We start from the raw sequence: 16,467 nt of genomic DNA, 5'->3' as shown, positions 1-16,467 counted from the left end.
GCCTGCACATCGGCCTGGAAGCACTTTATTGCCGATGTGGAGCGGGTGATGTCACTTTGTAGCCGAGATTGGATAAAGCTGACCTAATGTTTAATCCGATTGGTATGACTTGCCACTGGCAACTTTGTCCCGGTCTGTTGTTCCTTGTGCTTGAGCCGGACTTTGTCCGTCTCTGCGTCCGTTATGCCACTAACAAGAAGCCCAGTCGACAGACTGGGCTTTTTTTCGTCTCCACGGTCTCCTCTTCGATCTTCGCAGCAGAAGCATTGCCTTCTTGAGCCGTGAGCTTGCTAGTAATAGACGCAGAGCCAGACGGTTGTCTCGGTCGGATGGGTCCACTCCACCCTGTGCTGAAGGTGCGCCGGGATGTTGATGTAATCCCCCGGCCCCAGATGGACGCGTTCCTGTACCCCGGTATCCGGTGTGATGAAGACCAGGATGGCCTCTCCCTGCACCAGCAATACCCATTCGTGTTCATCCTGATCGAACCACTCTCCGGTAGGGGTCTGCTGCCCCTGGGAGAGGATGCGCTCGATACGAACATTGTTGGTACTGACCAGATCCGCGAACACTTCACTGGGCAGGGGGGAGGGGATCTGGCCAAGCAGGTTGCCTGTGTGCATGGGCTTCTCTCCGGTAGATGGGAACGTGGCTAGCTAAGAGTGTAGAAGCTTGGGATGGGCCGCTCTCATGGAAAATGAGGCCTCCAACGAGCCCTTTTATGAAAAACTTCGGGGATATGGAGGCTTATCCGCTGCAATCTCGCCAAATTTTTGCTATTTTGCGCGCCAGCAAGCAAACGATTTCCTTCACACTTTCAGGATGAACTATGGCAACGCAACAAGCGACGGCCCGCGCCGGCAATGGCGGGTTTCTGGATTCCTATTTCTCCATCAGCCAGCGTGGCAGCACGGTGCGACAGGAGCTGCTGGCCGGGTTGACCACCTTCCTGGCGATGGTCTACAGCATCATCGTCGTGCCGAACATGCTGGGCGCAGCCGGTTTTGAGCAGGGCCCGGTGTTTGTGGCCACCTGCCTGATCGCCGCCTTCGGTTCCCTGCTGATGGGGCTCTGGGCCAAGCTGCCGATGGCCATCGGTTGTGCCATCTCTCTCACCGCCTTTACCGCCTTCAGCCTGGTGCTGGGGCAGGGGCTGAGCATTCCGGTCGCGCTGGGTGCCATCTTCCTGATGGGGGGGCTGTTCACCCTGATCAGCGTCACCGGCGTGCGCCAGTGGATCCTGGACAACCTTCCCTCCGGCATCGCCCACGGTACCGGCATCGGTATCGGCCTGTTCCTGCTGCTGATCGCCACCAACGGGGTCGGCATGGTGATCAAAAATGAAGGGGCGGGCCTGCCGGTGCAGCTCGGCGAGATCACCGCCTTCCCGGTCATCATGACGGTGCTGGGTCTGGCTGCCATCTTCGGCCTGGAGCGCCGCAAGGTGCCGGGCGGTATCCTGATGGTGATCATCGCCATCTCCATCCTCGGCCTCATCTTCGATCCGAAAGTAACCTGGCAGGGCTTCTTCGCCATGCCGAGCCTGAGTGGCGAGAATGGCTCCCTGGTGGGCAGCATGGATCTGCTGGGCGCCCTCAATCCGGTGGTGATTCCGACCGTGTTGGCGCTGGTGATGACCGCCGTGTTTGACGCCACCGGCACCATCCGTGCCGTGGCCGGTCAGGCTGGCCTCATCAACGAGCGTGGTCACATCATCAGCGGTGGCAAGGCCCTGACTGCGGACTCCGTCAGCAGCATGGTGGCTGGCGCCGTCGGCGGTGCTCCGGCTGCCGTCTATATCGAGTCTGCCGCAGGGACTGCGGCCGGTGGCAAGACAGGCCTGACCGCCACTCTGGTCGGCGTGCTCTTCCTACTGATGATCTTCCTCTCCCCGCTGAGCTATCTGGTACCGGCCTACGCCACCGCACCGGCCCTGATGTATGTGGGCCTGCTGATGCTGGGCAACGTCACCAAGCTGGACTTCAACGACTCGGTCGATGCCCTTTCCGGCATGCTGTGCGCCGTCTTCATCGTGCTCACCTGCAACATCGTCACCGGCATCATGCTGGGCTTCGTGGCCCTGGTGGTCGGCCGCCTGTTTGCCGCCGAGTGGAAGAAGCTCAACATCGGCACCGTCATCATCGCTGTGGCCCTGGTGATCTTCTACGCCGGTGGCTGGGCCATCTAATCCTCACGCTATCGAGAAGGGCCCTGCGGGGCCCTTTTTCATGGCTGTGAGGCGGCTAACACTTTCCCGGATCTTCCCCATCCGCTCGTTTCAGATTGAAACGTCAGGCTTCGTTTGTTGTTTCAGATCCGAACCGAAATCCCTGTCATTTTTATCCCCCTATGGCTCGCTAGACTGGCTGCATCAACCATCTGTCCACCCGTATGGTGGCAAGCCAAGGAGTGAGCCATGAAGAAGCTGATCAACGCTGTCGATGCCGTGGTCCGTGAACAACTGATGGGGATGGCTGCTGCCCACCCCGAGCTCAAGGTGCGAATCGAACCCCACTACATCACCCGCGCCGATTCCCCCGTGACGGGCAAGGTGGCGCTGGTCTCCGGTGGCGGCAGCGGCCACGAGCCCATGCACGGTGGCCTGGTGGGTAAAGGAATGCTGGATGGTGCCTGCCCCGGCGAGATCTTCACGTCCCCGACCCCGGATCAGATGTACGAGTGCGGTCAGGCCGTCGACGGCGGCGCCGGCGTGCTGTTTCTGGTGAAGAACTACACCGGCGACGTGCTCAACTTCGAGACTGCGGTCGAGCTGCTTCACGGTGACGGGGTCAAGGTGGGCTTCGCCCTCATCGATGACGACGTGGCGGTGAAGGACAGCCTCTACACCGCTGGCCGCCGCGGGGTTGCCACGACAGTGCTGTGCGAGAAGCTGGTCGGTGCCGCCGCCGAGGCGGGCTACGATCTGGCGCGCTGCGAGGCGCTGGCCCGTCGCATCAACAACCAGAGCCGCACCATAGGCGTGGCCATGCATGCCTGCACCGTCCCTGCTGCCGGCAAGCCCTCCTTCACCCTGGCGGACAACGAGGTGGAGTTCGGCGTCGGTATCCACGGCGAGCCGGGCATCGAGCGCCGTCCCTTCACCGACCTCAACGCCCTGGTGGACGACATGTTCAAGGAGCTGACCGACAACAGCTCCTATGGCCGCACCCTGCGCCACTGGGACAGAGCCACCGGCAGCTGGCAGGAAGAGCACACCTTTATCGAGCCGCTCAATGGGGGTGACCGGGTCATCGTCCTGGTCAACAGCCTCGGCGGCACCCCTGTCTCCGAGCTCTACGGCGTCTATGGTCGCCTCGCCACCCTGTGTGAAGAGGCGGGCATCCACCTGGTGCGCAACCTCATCGGCCCCTACTGCACCTCTCTCGACATGACCGGCATCTCCATCACCCTGCTCAAGGTGGATGACGAGCTGATGACCCTGTGGGATGCCCCCGTTCACACCCCGGCCCTGCGGCGCGGCTGCTGAGGAATATTCATGTTAAGCAAGCATCAGATCGTCAACTGGCTGCTCGACTGCGAGCACATCTTCACCGAGCAGCGTGACTACCTCACGGCGCTGGATACCGACATCGGCGACGGCGACCACGGCCTCAACATGCAGCGCGGCTTTGCCAAGGTGGCGGAGAAGCTGCCCGCGGTGGCGGACAAGGACATCGGCCAGGTTCTCAAAACCACCGGTATGACGTTGCTCTCCTCGGTCGGTGGCGCCAGCGGACCCCTCTACGGCACCTTCTTCATCCGGGCCGCGGCCAGCAGCGATGCCTGCCAGAGCCTGACCCTCGGCCAGCTCGGCAAGATGCTGAGCGACGGGGTGGAGGGGATCGTCTCCCGCGGCCGCGCCGAGCCGGGTGACAAGACCATGTGCGACGCCTGGTGGCCCGCTCTGGCCGCCCTGCAGCAGGCGGAACAACAGGGCCTGCCGCTCCCCGAGGCGCTGGACAAGGCGGTGGCTGCCGCCGCAGCGGGCACCGAGGCCACCATCCAGATGCAGGCTCGCAAGGGGCGCGCCAGCTATCTTGGTGAGCGCAGCATCGGCCATCAGGATGCGGGGGCCACCTCGACCCTGCTGCTGCTGACCGCCCTGCGTGACAGAGCGAGGTTGTGACATGATCGGCATCGTAGTGGTCTCTCACAGCGCCATGCTTGCGGCCGGTTTGAAAGCCCTGGCCGATCAGCTGGGCAGCCCGGCGAAACTGTTGCTGGCGGCCGGGGTCGATGACCCCGCCCATCCCATCGGCACCGACGCCATCGCCGTGATGAGTGCGATGGAAGAGGCGGATGACGGCAGCGGGGTGCTGGTGCTGATGGACTTGGGCAGCGCCCTCCTGAGCGCCGAGACCGCCCTTGAACTGCTGCCCCCCGAGCTGAGCGCCCGGGTGCGGCTCAGCCCCGCTCCGCTGGTCGAGGGCACTCTGGCGGCGGTGGTGGCCGCTGGCGCAGGCCTGACGCTGGACGAGGTAGCCGCCGAGGCGCTTGGCGCCCTGGGCCCGAAACAGGGAATGCTGCCTGCCAGTGCGGCGCAGGCCACCACCGAGACAGCTCCCGTTGCCGACGACGGCTGGCTGCGCTGCGAGGTGGTGGTCGATAACCCCCACGGCCTGCATGTGCGCCCCGCCGCCCGGCTGGTCGCGGCACTCAAGCCCTTTGCCGCTGAACTCAGGCTGCAAAAGGGGGAGAAAGAGGCGAATCCCCGCAGCCTGAGCCGGCTCGCCATGCTCGATGTGCGCCAGGGGGACAGGCTCATCCTGCTGGCGCGAGGGGAGGATGCCGGGGCGGCGCTGAGCTGCTTCCAGCAACTGGCGCGGGATCGCTTCGGCGACTGAAACATTCCCCCATCCGGGCCCCGTCACGACGGGGCCCGCTTGTTTGAGGGGCGTTCTGGTCAGTGATGGTAGTCGGCGGGATCGATGTCGAGCAGTTTGAGTCGCCGCCAGAGGGTGGTGCGGCTGATCCCGAGCTGGCGCGCCATCTGGCTGACCTGGCCCTTGCTGGCACGGGCGGCCCGCAGGATCGCCTGATGCTCCAGCTCCGCCAGGGTGAGCAGCGGCTGTCCCACCACCTCGTCCGCCAGCAGGCAATGACCATGGCGGATGGCGGCCGGGAGCGCCCGGGGCGGGATCTGTGCCTCACTGCAATGCAGCAGGGCATACTCGATGGCGCTGCGCAGCTCCCCCAGGTTGCCGGGCCAGGGGTAGGCTAGCAGGCAGTCGAGGGCGTCAGGGGTGAACTGGCGCCCCGGCCCGCCCCCCTGCACCGCCAGGTGCTGGCGGATGAGGCCGGGCAGATCGGCGCTGCGCTCCCGCAGGCTCGGCAGCCAGAGTTCGCACCCTTGCAGCGCATAGAGCAGCTGGCGACCGAATCCCCCCTCCTGCACCCGCTGCTCCAGCGGGGCGCTGCTGGTCGCGATGATCCTCACCCTGAGGGGCAGGATGCGGGCGGAGTCGAAGCGCTGGATGCGCCCCGTCTTGAGCAGTTGCAACAGGGCGGCCTGCATGGGGGCGGGCAGGCACTCCACCTGCTCCAGCACCAGGCTGCCACCGTGAGCCAGCTCGAACTTGCCGGCCCGCTCCTGCCCCGCCTCGTCGGACCCCATGAGTTCCAGCGCCATCCGCTCCCTCGGCCATGCCTGGCAGTTGAAGATGACCAGGGGGCCGGCGGCTCGCTCGCTGCCAAAGTGGATGGCCTCCGCCAGTTGGGCCTTGCCCACCTCCTCTTCCCCTCGCAGCAGGACGGGGCCCTGTCCCCTGGCCGCCTGGCGGGCGTGGCGAAGCAGTTTGCGCATGGCGCTAGACTCCCCCACCAGGGCGGAGAGCTCGGGCACCGTCTGGCGCAGTTGATGAATGGCGCGCAGCCGATCGGTGGGATGGAGCAGGACGATGAAGCTGACCCCGTCCGGCCCCGGCAGGGGCTTGAGGCTCACCAGGGCGTCGATGAAGGCCTCGCCCCGGGTTTCCCGCCGCTCCAGCGTCACCTCCACATGGCTCAGGGGGGTCATCTCCGCGATGGCCAGACGCAGGCGCTGGGGCATCAGCAGATGGTGATCGAGGGGCTGGCCCAGGCAGACAGCCGGGTCGAGTTGCAGCCGACTGGCCGCCAGGGCGTTGAGGTAGCGCAGCCGCCCCTGGGGATCCCAGGCCAGCACGCCGTCTTCCATGCCATCCAGCAGGGCATAGAGCTCGCTCAAGTGGTGCTGGGACTCCTGCATCAGGCGCTCCATCTGCAGCAGATTGGCCATCTCACGGCCGGCGCTGACGGTGAGCGCGAGATCTCCCGGCGCGGCCTCTTCCACCCGGCAGATCAGGGCCACGATCGCCACCTGGCGACCGGTGCTGTTGTAGACGGGGCTGGCACAGCAGTGCCAGGGGTGCAGACTCTGGTTGAAGTGTTGGGGACCGCTGACGCAGAGCGGCACCCCCTCCAGGGCCGCCAGGTTGACGGCATTGGTGCCGATGCGTCCCTCGCTGAAAAACGCGCCTGGGCCAAAACCGAGTGCCGCCAGCGCCTGCAGGGTATCGGGGTGGCCGGTCCGGGCCAGCAGGCAACCGCTCTCGTCTGTGAGCAGCAGGACGCAGGGGCGCCCCTCCATGAACTCGTAGAGATCCTCCAGCGCCATCTCGCCGGTGGTGAGCAGGTCCCGTTTGCGCTGGCGCAGGCTCTCCAGGGTCTGCCCTCTGGCGCAGTGGGGAGGATGCCAGAGGGACGCGCTGGTCTGGTGGGCACAGCGCAGCCAGGAGGCCTGCAGGTGCTCGGGCCAGGACGAGAGGGGCTGGGGGACGGATGGCATGGTCACGGCGATATCCGGCAAAAGGGAAGAGGCCATTTAATCACCCTTGCCGCCCCGATTCAGTGACCGCTCTCAGAGTGTCGCGTCCTTGCCCCGGGTGGCAGCCTCTGCAGCAAACTGCTGCTGGAGCCATTGGCTCACCGCCCGGCACTGGGGACTGCCTTCGCTCTCCTGATGGATCAGCATGTTCCAGTTCGGCCCGGCCACCCGGTGGGACGAGAGGGGCAGCAGCCACCCCTGTCGGCGTGCGTCGCGAGAGAGCAGCTCGCTCGCCAGCGCCACCCCGAGCCCGGCGCTGGCCGCATCCTGCAACAAGCCGGGATCGGAAAAGTTGAGCCCCTGGGTCTGCAGGTGCAGATCGTCGCCGCCCTTGAGGGTCCAGTGGTGCCAGTCCATCTCCCGCTCCCCGTGCAGGGTGGTGCGTTCCTGCGCGGGCTGTGCCAGCACGGCCGGGCTCGCCACCGGCAGCAGCCGATCCGCCAGCAGCGGCTGATGGCGGCATTCCGCCTGGGGAGCCAGCCCCCAGCGCAGCGAAATGTCGATGGTCTGCTCGGCCATGTTCGGCGTGTCGTCGCTGGTGAACAGCCAGAGATCGATGCCCGGATGCTGGCGGTGAAGGTCGGCCAGCCGGGGCAGCAGCCAGAGGCGGGCGATGGCGGTACTGGTGTTGAGCACCAGCTGGTTCGGCTTGCGGTACTGCTCGAGGCGCTGTATTCCCACCGCCAGTTGCAGCAGCACTTGCTGGGTCGTCTCCAGCAGATCCTGGCCCGCGTCGGTCAGGGCGACGGAACGTCCCTGGCGGTGAAACAGAGGCTGGCCAAGCAGCTCCTCCAGCGAGCGGATCTGCTGACTGATGGCAGACTGGGTGAGGTGCAGCTCCTGGGCCGCCTGATGAAAGCTGCCGAGCCTGGCCGCCGCCTCGAAGCCGCGCAGCACGTTGAGAGGGGGCCAGTGTTTGAACATCATTGATTAGCTCTGCTTATCACTTTTATCGAAAATCGATCGTTTGTTACCCATCATAGGGGCGAATAGTCTATTCCCATCGTCAACAACCTTAATAGTACCTAATCAGAGAGGCTGAGATGCGCGAGCAGGGAATGAGGGCTGTGGGCTGGTTCATGCCAGCGGAGTGGTGCCGGCACGCGGCGACCTGGATGGTCTGGCCGCACAACAAGGCGCTGTGGGAAAACGGCTGGGGCGTAACCCTGCCCCAGGTCCAGCAGGACTTCGCCCGGGTGGTCAATGCCATCGCCCGCTTCGAACCGGTGAACCTGGTGGTGGATCCCGCCGCACAGGCCGAGGCTCGCGCCCTGTGCGGCGACGGGGTGCGCTTCATTCCCCTGCCGGTGGATGACAGCTGGTGCCGTGACTCCGGCCCCACCTTCATCTGCCATCCCGAGCTTGGCACCGCCGGGATCAGCTGGCGTTTCAACGCCTGGGGCGGCAAGTCGGCCCACGGTCTGGATGAGGGGCTGGCGCGGCGCGTTCTCAACAGCCTGGAGCTGGAGTGCATCGGCAGCTTCCTCGCCAACGAAGGGGGCGCCATCCATGTGGATGGGGAGGGCACCCTGATCACCACGGAGTCGGTGCTGCTCAACAGCAACCGCAACCCCGGCATGACCAAAGTGGAGATCGAACGGATCTTCAGCCGCCTGCTCGGCATCGAGAAGACTATCTGGCTGCCGGGGGATCCGGACCACGTCACCGGCGACATGACGGACGGTCATGTGGACGGGGTCTGCGCCTTCAGCCGCCCCGGTCACCTGCTGGTGGACGCTACCCTGGACGGGCACTCCACCTATGGCCGCGTGGTGCGGGAGAATCGCCGAGCCCTGGCCCTGGCCACCGATGCGAGAGGTCGCTCCTTCGAGTGCCTCGAGCTGTTCGAGGCGAGCGAGGCGGTGGACGCCGAGGCGGAGGTGTTCTGCGCCTCCTACACCAACTTCTACATCGCCAACGGCGCCATCATCATGCCCGCCTATGGCGTAGGCGCGGACGAGGCGGCGGGGGAGGTACTGAGGCGCGCCTTCCCGAACAGGCAGCTGGTGCCGGTGCGCATCAACCAGTTGGCCCACGGCGGGGGCGGCATTCACTGCATCACCCAGCAGCAGCCGGCCTGGCCGGTGCAGGGGTAAGCGTTTGGATCGGCCTCGTCAGGCGTCTGCGAGGCCTCATGACGGGATCAGGGAGGAGAGATTCATGAACAAGGTCGTCGCCACCACACAATTCGCTTGCAGCTGGGAGCTGGAGCGCAATCTGGACACAGCGGCGAGCCTGGTACGGGAAGCCGCCGCCAGGGGGGCCAACCTGGTGCTGTTGCAGGAGCTTTTCGCCACCCCCTATTTCTGCATCGAGCAATACCACGGCCATCTGGCGCTGGCGGAGTCGTTCGAGCAGAGCCGGGTGTTGCGCCGTTTCTCGGCCCTGGCGCGGGAGCTGGGGGTGGTGCTGCCCATCAGCTGGTTCGAACGTGCCGGCAATGCCTACTTCAACTCCCTGGCGATGGCGGATGCGGATGGTCGCCTGCTCGGGGTCTATCGCAAGACCCATATCCCGAACGCCATCGGCTATCAGGAGAAGGAGTATTTCAGCCCGGGGGATACGGGGTTCAGGGTCTGGGACACGGCCGCCGGCCGCATCGGGGTCGGCATCTGCTGGGATCAGTGGTTCCCGGAGGCGGCCCGCGCCATGGCGCTGCAGGGGGCCGAGCTGCTGCTCTATCCCACCGCCATCGGCTCGGAGCCGGGGGCAGAGGGGCTCGATTCCCGGGATCACTGGCAGCTGACCCAGCGCGGCCATGCCGCCGCCAACATCATGCCGGTGATCGCCGCCAACCGGGTGGGCCACGAGGTGGCGACCCGGGATCCCGCGTTGCAGATGCGCTTCTATGGCTCCTCCTTCATCACGGATCACAAGGGGGCCCTGCTGGCCGAGGCGGACAGGGATACCCCGGGCGTGCTGGTGCGGGAGCTGGATCTTGCCGCCATGGCCGAGGAGCGGCTGACCTGGGGCATCTACCGGGATCGTCGCCCCGAGATGTATGGCGCCTTGCTGAGCCTGGACGGACGCAGCCATCGGGGAGGGCGTCTATCATGAGCGCCTTGACCAAGATAGCCACGGCACTGGCCCTGCTGCTGGGTCTGGGGGCCCAGGCCGCAGAAGGGGCGGGGGAGGCGACAGAGGAGAAGGTGCTGCGCCTCTACAACTGGTCCGATTATTTCGCCCCCGATACCCTGAGCGAGTTCACCCGGGAGACCGGGATCCGGGTCATCTACGACGTGATGGACAGCAGCGAGACCCTGGAGGCCAAGCTGATGGCGGGTCGCAGCGGGTATGACCTCATCTTCCCGGGGGACACGGTAGCGGAGCGGCTGATGCGGGCGGGCAGTCTGCAGCCCCTCGACAAGGGCAAGCTGCAACACCTGGGGGACATAGACCCCGGCCTGGCGCGGTTGCAGCAGGCCTACCCCCATGCGAAGGAGGCGGTGGTGCCCTACACCTGGGGCACCATAGGGCTCACCTACAACGCGGACGCCATCCGGCAGAGGATGCCGGATGCCCCGGTCAGCAGCCTGGACATGCTTTTCAAGCCAGAGCTGGCGGCGAAATTTGCAGATTGCGGCATCTCGGTCATCGACTCCCCGGACGAGATGCTGGCGGTGGTGCTGCACTATCTTGGGCGGGATCCCCGAAGCGGCAAGGCGGACGATCTGGAGGCGGCCCTGGCCCTGCTCAAGGGGATCAAGCCCTATATCCGCAAGTTCCAGTCCCAGCCGGTGACCCAGCTGGTGAACGGGGATCTCTGTCTCTCCCTGGGCTACAGCGGCGACATGACCCAGGCCAGGCGCGCCGCCGCCGAGGCGGGCAAGCGGGTCGACTTCGAATACCGATTGCCGAAGGAGGGGAGCACCATCTGGATGGACACCATGGCGATCCCGGCGGATGCCCCCCATCCTGACTATGCCTATGCCTTTATCAACTTCGTGATGCGCCCGGCCAACATGGCGGCCATCACCAACAGCACCGGCTATCCGACTGCCAGTGCCAAGGCCAGACCCATGGTGGATGCCACCATGACGGCCAACCCGGATATCTACCTGGACGAGGCCAGCTACCAGCGGCTCATTCCGGGTCTGGATATAGCACAATCCCAGATGCGTGCCCGCATGCGAGCCTGGACTCGCTTCAAGAGCAGCCTCTGAACCCAGGAGTAGAACGATGTTTTCCCGACGCCACGTATTGAAACAGCTGGTTGCCCTTGGCGCCATTGCCGGGTTTGGCAGCCTGCCCGGTGCCCGCGCGGCCTTCGCCGCCGGCGAACCCGGCGCCGCCGCTCGCTACCACATGCCGGAGGAGTCCTCCCCCCAGGCCCTGGTGTGGGTGGCCTTCGGGGCCACCAGCGAGATCTGGGGTCGCCACTACAAGGAGGTGCAGGCCACCATAGGGCGGCTGGTGCAGGCCATGGTGCCCTACACCCGGGTCAACGTGCTCTGCCACGAGGATGACGAGGCGCTGGCGCGCCAGTTGTGCGGCGAGCGCAACACCCACTTCGTCCACGCCGAGATGGATGACATCTGGCTGCGGGATACCGGCGGCGTCTTCGTGCAGGACGAGCAGGGAGGGCTCGGTCTGATGGACTTCAACTTCAACGGCTGGGGTGACAAGCAGGAGCACAGCCATGACGCCAGGGTCGCCGCCCTGGTGGGCCGGCAGACGGATGCCTATTACCTGCAGAGCGAGCTCATCGGTGAGGGGGGCGGCATCGAGGTGGACGGCAACGGCACCGCCATCATGACCGAGAGCAGCTGGATCAACAGCAACCGTAACCCCGGCCTCACCAAGGCGCAGGTGGAGGCGGAGCTCAAGGCCAATCTGGGGCTGCGCAAGATCATCTGGCTGCCGGGGATCAAGGGCCGTGACATCACGGATGCCCACGTGGACTTCTACGCCCGCTTCGTGCGCCCCGGGGTGGTGGTGATCAACATGGACAACGATCCCGACTCCTACGACTACAAGGTGACCCGCCAGCACCTCGCCATCCTGCAGCAGGCGACGGACGCCGACGGCAACAAGCTGGAGCTGCATCAGCTGCCGCCGCCCCTGGGCGGGCGGGACAACAAGTTCAGCCGCAGCCCGGACTTTGCCGCCGGTTACATCAACTACCTGCCCATCAACGGCGCCGTCATCGCTCCCCAGTTCGGGGATGCCAGGGCCGACCGCCATTGCCGGGATCTGCTGGCCCGCCTCTATCCGGGGCGCAAGATAGTGCAGACAGACATAGACCCGGTGGCGGCCGGTGGCGGCGGCATCCACTGCATCACCCTCCATCAACCTGCCTGATCTTACGCGCAGGCCGCCTCTGGCGGTGTGACGCAGAACAAGGGGCGCCTCGGCGCCCCTTGTCCTTGCTGGCGTTCCATGGTGCCTCGCTCAGATCCCAGTCATGCCGATCTCGTCGAGCTGGACGTGAGCGGGTTGGCGCAGGGTGTAGAGCACGGCCTCGGCCAGATCCTCCACCTGCAGCCAGCCGGGCTTGCGATCGCCCGGACAGGCCGGGGGCGGCACCTGCACCAGTCCGGGACAGAGGGTGTGGACCCGGATGCCCTGGTGCTGCACCTCTTCCCGCAGTGCCCGGGCGAACCCCAGGACCGCAAACTTGGCGGCGCAGTAGACGCTGGCCCTGGCATAGCCGTGCCTGGCGGCCTGGGAGGCGATGTTGATGACGGTGCCGTGGCGGCTCGCCAGCATGTCCGGCAGGCAGGCCCGGGTCAGCAGGAAGGTGCCCTTGGCACAGGTATCCATCACCCTGTCCCACTCCGATTCCGGCAGATCCTGCACCAGGTGGTCGCTGCCGACCCCGCTGTTGTTGATCAGCAGATCGACGGGGCCGAGCCGCTCCCGGATCCGGGCATGGCCGTCCCGCACCTGATCGCCGTCGCACACATCCAGTGCCAGTGCCATGACTCGCACCCCGTATCGCGCCTCCAGTCTGGCCGCTTCCTGCTCCAGCAGCCCCAGGCGGCGGGAAGCCAGGATCAGCTCCACCCCCTGGCTGGCCAGGGCCTCGGCGATGGCCAGTCCAATGCCGCTGGCGCCGCCGCTGATGAGGGCCCGTGTTGCTCTCAGTTCGTTCATCTTGTGTTCTCCTCCAATGGTGCAGGCATTGTGGCGGGCGCCTTCGGCAGGGAACAGGGGAGGGGAAGGAGTGATTCGAACCCTGGTTCGTGTTTTGGCGTTCCGGTTCGAACTTTGGTTCTAAACGCCGCGACCAGCTTTAAGTTCGATTAGTCATAAGGCGTAATCGGACGTTCGCGTAAATCAATTCTCCCGCTATAACAGCCATCCATATTTCCCTGCTGACAGATGTCGCTGATTCATGGACACACCGGACAGCGGCATCTCGATCGTCCGATTACGCTTCGCTAATCGAACCTGCATGGGACGGTAATAACAGAAGAGCCGCCCTGGGGCGGCTCTGTGCATCGGGGATGAATGAATCGTCACGGCGCCTTGGGCGGTTCCACCAGAGCGGTCGCCGGTTGGTCATCTTCCTTGATCCAGGCATCCAGCAGGGTGTAACCCACTGCCAGCACCACGGGGCCGATGAAGAGACCGATGATCCCCATGGCCAGCAGGCCGCCGATGACCCCCACCAGAATGAGGATCAGCGGCAGGTCGGCCCCGCGCTTGATGAGGAAGGGGCGCAGGAAGTTGTCCATGGTGCCCGCCAGCAGGGACCAGACCAGCAGGAAGGTGCCCCAGGTGGTGTCCCCGCTCCAGTAGAGGTAGCCGACGCTGGCCAGCAGCACCGGGAAGGGGCCTATCTGGGCGACGATCAGCAGGAACATCAGCACCACCAGCACCATGACATAGGGAATGCCGGCGATGAGCAGGCCCAGGCCCGCCACCGAGGATTGCACCAGGGCGGTCACCACCACCCCCATGGCGACGGCACGGATGGCTTGGGAGGCGAGCACCACCGCATTGTCACCGCGCTGGCCCGCCAGACGGTGGGCGAAGCGGCGAATGCCTTCTGCCGCCTTCTCCCCCGAGTGGTAGAGCAGGCCGCAGATGGCCACGGTCAGCAGGAAGTGGACGAACAGCAGGCCGAGGTTGCCCGCCTGGGCCGCCAGCCAGCGGGCGGTCTGGCCGAAGTAGGGGGCCAGCTTGGTGAACAGCACCTGGCCGCCGCTCGCGAGGATCTGCTGCCAGAACTCATAGAGCTTGTCGCCCACCAGGGGGACTTGCTGCAACCAGAGCAGCTCGGGGGGCGGGGATTGGCTGAGCTCGGTGCCCAGCTCGATGAGCATGGGGGCCTTCTCCGCCACGTTGGCCAGCGTCATGAAGAGGGGAATGACGAAGATGAGCAGCAAGATGCTGGTCATCAGCAACGCCGCCAGGGTGCGCTTGCCCCACAGCAGGCGCTGGGCCATCTGCATCAGGGGCCAGGTGGCGATGGTGATCATGGTCGACCACACCAGGGCGGGCAGGAAGGGGCGCAAGACCATGAAGCACGAGATGATGAGCAGGCTGAGGAACAGCAAGCCCAGGGTGATCTTGGCCAAATCCACTTTTTTCATATTCATGGCATTCCCTTAACGAGGGGTTGAGCGCCCGGTTCGGGCACCGTGACGGATAGCGGACAACGACCACCAGAGCCCGGCGCTGAGCCAGAACCCCAGGCAGCCAAAGAGCCACCCTTGTCCCGCGAGGATCAGCAGAGAGCTGCTAGTGAGCGCGGGCACCAGGAACAGGAGCCCTGCCACGACCAGTCCCCCTGCCAGGGTCAGCAGCGCGGCGGGCAGGGCGGGGGTGGGGCTCCGTTCGAGTGATAGCAGATTACCCGATACCAGCCCCAGGGTGAACATGGCAAGCCCGGCCAGGGCGGTGGACTGGGTGAGCCAGGCCGAGAGGGCGCTGGCGATGAGCACCCCGGCCCAGGGGAGCGGGCGCGCCGCCAGCTTCGCCAGCGGGGCGCGCAGTGCCAGCAGCAGGGCCCCCAGGGCAAGGCCGGCCACCACATCCGAGAGGAAGTGGACCCCCAGCCAGACCCGGGCCAGCCCGGCCACGCCGGCCAGCAACAGGGCCAGCAACAGGGCCAGCAGGGCCCCCTGCCAAACCCGCAGCGCTGGCAGCCAGCCAAGCAGCAGGCCCCAGTAGAGCAGGGTCGAGGCGGCGTGGCCGCTCGGCATGCCGAAGCCCTGGGCACTCTGGCGGGCCAGCTCGGGTTGCAGGTGGAAGGGCCTGGGCCAGCCGATGCCCGCCTTGAGCAGGTTCACCACCAGGGTGAGCAGCACCATGGCAAACAGCAGGTGGCGCAGCCTGGACCAGCCGAGCAGGGGCAGCAGCAAGGGCAGCAGCGCCAGCTGGAAGGGGGCCGAGCCCAGCAGATTGCCCGCCCTTGGCCAGAGCGCATCCGGCCCTAGCCACCGTTGCAGGCGCTGGATCAGCGGCAACTCGGCGCGGTGCAGCGCACTGGCCGCGTCGCTGAAATCCGTCGCCCACAGCACCTGGCTCTCGGGCACCTCGGCCAGTCTCGGGGCTATCCAGTCGAGCTGCGCCGGGAAGCGACGCTGGTCAGGGGGCAGGTCGGCGGCCGCGATCAGCCTGGCATTCAGGATCTCACCACCGAGATCCGGGGCCTGGAGCAGGGAGACAAACCCCGTCCCCCGCTGGACCCGCAGGGGCTCCAGGGTCTGGCAGGCGAACACCCTGGCCCGTTGCCAGCGCCCCAGCTCGCCGGTGACGCGACCCTGCAGGCCGGTCTCCTCGAACAGCTCGCGCAGGGCCGCCTGCTCCGGGCTCTCCCCCCTGTCGATGTAACCGCCGCTCAGGCTGTAGCGCGAGGAGAGCCTGTCCTGCACCAGCAGGATCCCTTGCTGGTGGCGGATCACGCAGGCGGCCGCAGAGGGAGGGGATTCGGCGCGGGAGGCGGGCAGGGCACCGCCCAGCAACAGCAGCAGGCAGAAGACGACTCGAAACATGATGGCACCCAGGGGCAAGGAGTGGGGACAAGGGTCACAGAAATCAGACGGCCGGGCAATGGCTTGCAGGGGGCACCGACCCTGTCGGGGACGCAAGGATTGCCGTCTGCGCGGGCAGTCCCTAGTATTGGCGGCTATTGTTCTTCTCATTCACTACATTGTGGGGCTCTTCATGCGACAGTTCGGTTTCTTTCTGGGGATTGCCATCGGCGTCATCCTGATACTGTTTGGCAGCATCGTCATCTTCCAGGCCCTGCCTGCGGCGCTGGACGTGCTGGAGATGCCGAGCCGGATCCCCTTCGTGCGCGAGGTGTACACCTGGCTGATGAGCAGCGCCAACGGGCTCACCGTCCAGCTGGAGCAGAACTTCCTGGAGGCCTTCCAGACGGTGCTCAAGCTGATCCTGCTCATCACCTTCATGTGGGTCTGCGTCAAGCTGGTCAACATGGGGGTGCTGATCATCCGGGCCGGCGTCGACCTTATCCGCACCGCCATCGAGCACAGCGAAGAGAAGGGTGCCAAGCCCACCGAGCAGGACCGCCATTTCTGATCTTCCCCTGCCACGGGTCAGATAAACAACAGGCCATCATGTGATGGCCTGTTTTTAGGTTCTTCGCGGGATCTTGGGGAAGTGGAAGTTGACAGACAGGGTGCTGGTAAACTGGCTGTCTCCAAACA

15 protein-coding genes are annotated in these 16,467 nt (G+C 65.6%); 9 read left to right on the top strand and 6 right to left on the bottom strand.

Features of this window, described 5'->3' with window-relative positions:
• Positions 1 to 290 precede the first annotated feature (290 nt).
• Positions 291 to 623 (bottom strand): cupin domain-containing protein, encoded by a 333-nt coding sequence (locus tag OKC30_RS14200; RefSeq protein ID WP_010675945.1) that lies wholly within the window; start codon positions 621 to 623, stop codon positions 291 to 293.
• A 206-nt stretch (positions 624 to 829) separates the two neighbouring features.
• On the opposite strand from OKC30_RS14200, the gene OKC30_RS14195 reads away from it, so the two are divergent.
• The 4 genes from OKC30_RS14195 to dhaM all read left to right on the top strand — a co-directional run bounded on the left by OKC30_RS14195 (position 830) and on the right by dhaM (position 4,844).
• Complete coding sequence (locus tag OKC30_RS14195; RefSeq protein WP_270664518.1) at positions 830 to 2,188, top strand: NCS2 family permease; 1,359 nt, start codon at positions 830 to 832, stop codon at positions 2,186 to 2,188.
• 228 nt (positions 2,189 to 2,416) lie between these two features.
• Positions 2,417 to 3,487, top strand: a complete 1,071-nt coding sequence (gene dhaK, locus OKC30_RS14190; RefSeq protein ID WP_160838607.1) for a dihydroxyacetone kinase subunit DhaK — start codon at positions 2,417 to 2,419, stop codon at positions 3,485 to 3,487.
• A gap of 9 nt (positions 3,488 to 3,496) precedes the next feature.
• Positions 3,497 to 4,126, top strand: coding sequence for a dihydroxyacetone kinase subunit DhaL (dhaL, locus tag OKC30_RS14185; protein ID WP_005306235.1), 630 nt, complete (start codon positions 3,497 to 3,499; stop codon positions 4,124 to 4,126).
• 1 nt (position 4,127) lies between these two features.
• Positions 4,128 to 4,844 (top strand): dihydroxyacetone kinase phosphoryl donor subunit DhaM, encoded by a 717-nt coding sequence (dhaM, locus tag OKC30_RS14180; RefSeq protein ID WP_160838605.1) that lies wholly within the window; start codon positions 4,128 to 4,130, stop codon positions 4,842 to 4,844.
• Positions 4,845 to 4,903: 59 nt separating this feature from the next.
• Here the strand turns inward: dhaM and dhaR are convergent, their stop codons facing one another.
• Both dhaR and OKC30_RS14170 read right to left on the bottom strand, forming a co-directional pair.
• The gene (gene dhaR, locus OKC30_RS14175; protein ID WP_160838611.1) at positions 4,904 to 6,805 is read right to left on the bottom strand and encodes a dihydroxyacetone kinase operon transcriptional regulator DhaR; all 1,902 of its coding nucleotides are present in this window, start codon (positions 6,803 to 6,805) and stop codon (positions 4,904 to 4,906) included.
• 72 nt (positions 6,806 to 6,877) lie between these two features.
• On the bottom strand, positions 6,878 to 7,771 hold the full coding sequence (locus tag OKC30_RS14170) for a LysR family transcriptional regulator (protein ID WP_160838603.1): 894 nt from the start codon (positions 7,769 to 7,771) through the stop codon (positions 6,878 to 6,880).
• Positions 7,772 to 7,887: 116 nt separating this feature from the next.
• Between OKC30_RS14170 and OKC30_RS14165 the strand changes: the two genes are divergently transcribed.
• From OKC30_RS14165 to OKC30_RS14150, 4 genes are all read left to right on the top strand, one after another.
• Positions 7,888 to 8,940: an agmatine deiminase family protein gene (locus OKC30_RS14165; protein ID WP_042880411.1), complete on the top strand. Its 1,053-nt coding sequence runs from the start codon at positions 7,888 to 7,890 to the stop codon at positions 8,938 to 8,940.
• 64 nt (positions 8,941 to 9,004) lie between these two features.
• Entirely contained in the window at positions 9,005 to 9,901 is an 897-nt protein-coding gene (aguB, locus tag OKC30_RS14160; protein ID WP_160838601.1) for an N-carbamoylputrescine amidase, read from the top strand.
• The gene (locus tag OKC30_RS14155) at positions 9,898 to 11,007 is read left to right on the top strand and encodes an extracellular solute-binding protein (RefSeq protein WP_160838599.1); all 1,110 of its coding nucleotides are present in this window, start codon (positions 9,898 to 9,900) and stop codon (positions 11,005 to 11,007) included. The genes aguB and OKC30_RS14155 overlap by 4 nt, the downstream gene beginning before the upstream one ends.
• A gap of 16 nt (positions 11,008 to 11,023) precedes the next feature.
• Positions 11,024 to 12,145, top strand: coding sequence for an agmatine deiminase family protein (locus OKC30_RS14150; protein WP_270670336.1), 1,122 nt, complete (start codon positions 11,024 to 11,026; stop codon positions 12,143 to 12,145).
• A 90-nt stretch (positions 12,146 to 12,235) separates the two neighbouring features.
• Here OKC30_RS14150 and OKC30_RS14145 read toward each other — a convergent pair whose 3' ends face one another.
• The 3 genes from OKC30_RS14145 to OKC30_RS14135 all read right to left on the bottom strand — a co-directional run bounded on the left by OKC30_RS14145 (position 12,236) and on the right by OKC30_RS14135 (position 15,789).
• On the bottom strand, positions 12,236 to 12,940 hold the full coding sequence (locus OKC30_RS14145) for an SDR family oxidoreductase (RefSeq protein ID WP_160838595.1): 705 nt from the start codon (positions 12,938 to 12,940) through the stop codon (positions 12,236 to 12,238).
• A 365-nt stretch (positions 12,941 to 13,305) separates the two neighbouring features.
• Positions 13,306 to 14,391 (bottom strand): AI-2E family transporter YdiK, encoded by a 1,086-nt coding sequence (ydiK, locus tag OKC30_RS14140; RefSeq protein ID WP_041211897.1) that lies wholly within the window; start codon positions 14,389 to 14,391, stop codon positions 13,306 to 13,308.
• Between the two features lie 9 nt (positions 14,392 to 14,400).
• Positions 14,401 to 15,789: a bifunctional NUDIX hydrolase/phosphatase PAP2 family protein gene (locus OKC30_RS14135; protein ID WP_160838593.1), complete on the bottom strand. Its 1,389-nt coding sequence runs from the start codon at positions 15,787 to 15,789 to the stop codon at positions 14,401 to 14,403.
• Between the two features lie 172 nt (positions 15,790 to 15,961).
• On the opposite strand from OKC30_RS14135, the gene OKC30_RS14130 reads away from it, so the two are divergent.
• Entirely contained in the window at positions 15,962 to 16,339 is a 378-nt protein-coding gene (locus OKC30_RS14130) for a hypothetical protein (protein WP_160838591.1), read from the top strand.
• Positions 16,340 to 16,467: the final 128 nt, after the last annotated feature.

The organism is Aeromonas sp. QDB18 (assembly GCF_027705325.1).
GTDB classification, from domain to species: domain Bacteria; phylum Pseudomonadota; class Gammaproteobacteria; order Enterobacterales; family Aeromonadaceae; genus Aeromonas; species Aeromonas caviae.
The sequence above is the reverse complement of the archived record's forward strand: the minus strand, read 5'-3'. Positions and strand labels throughout refer to the sequence as shown.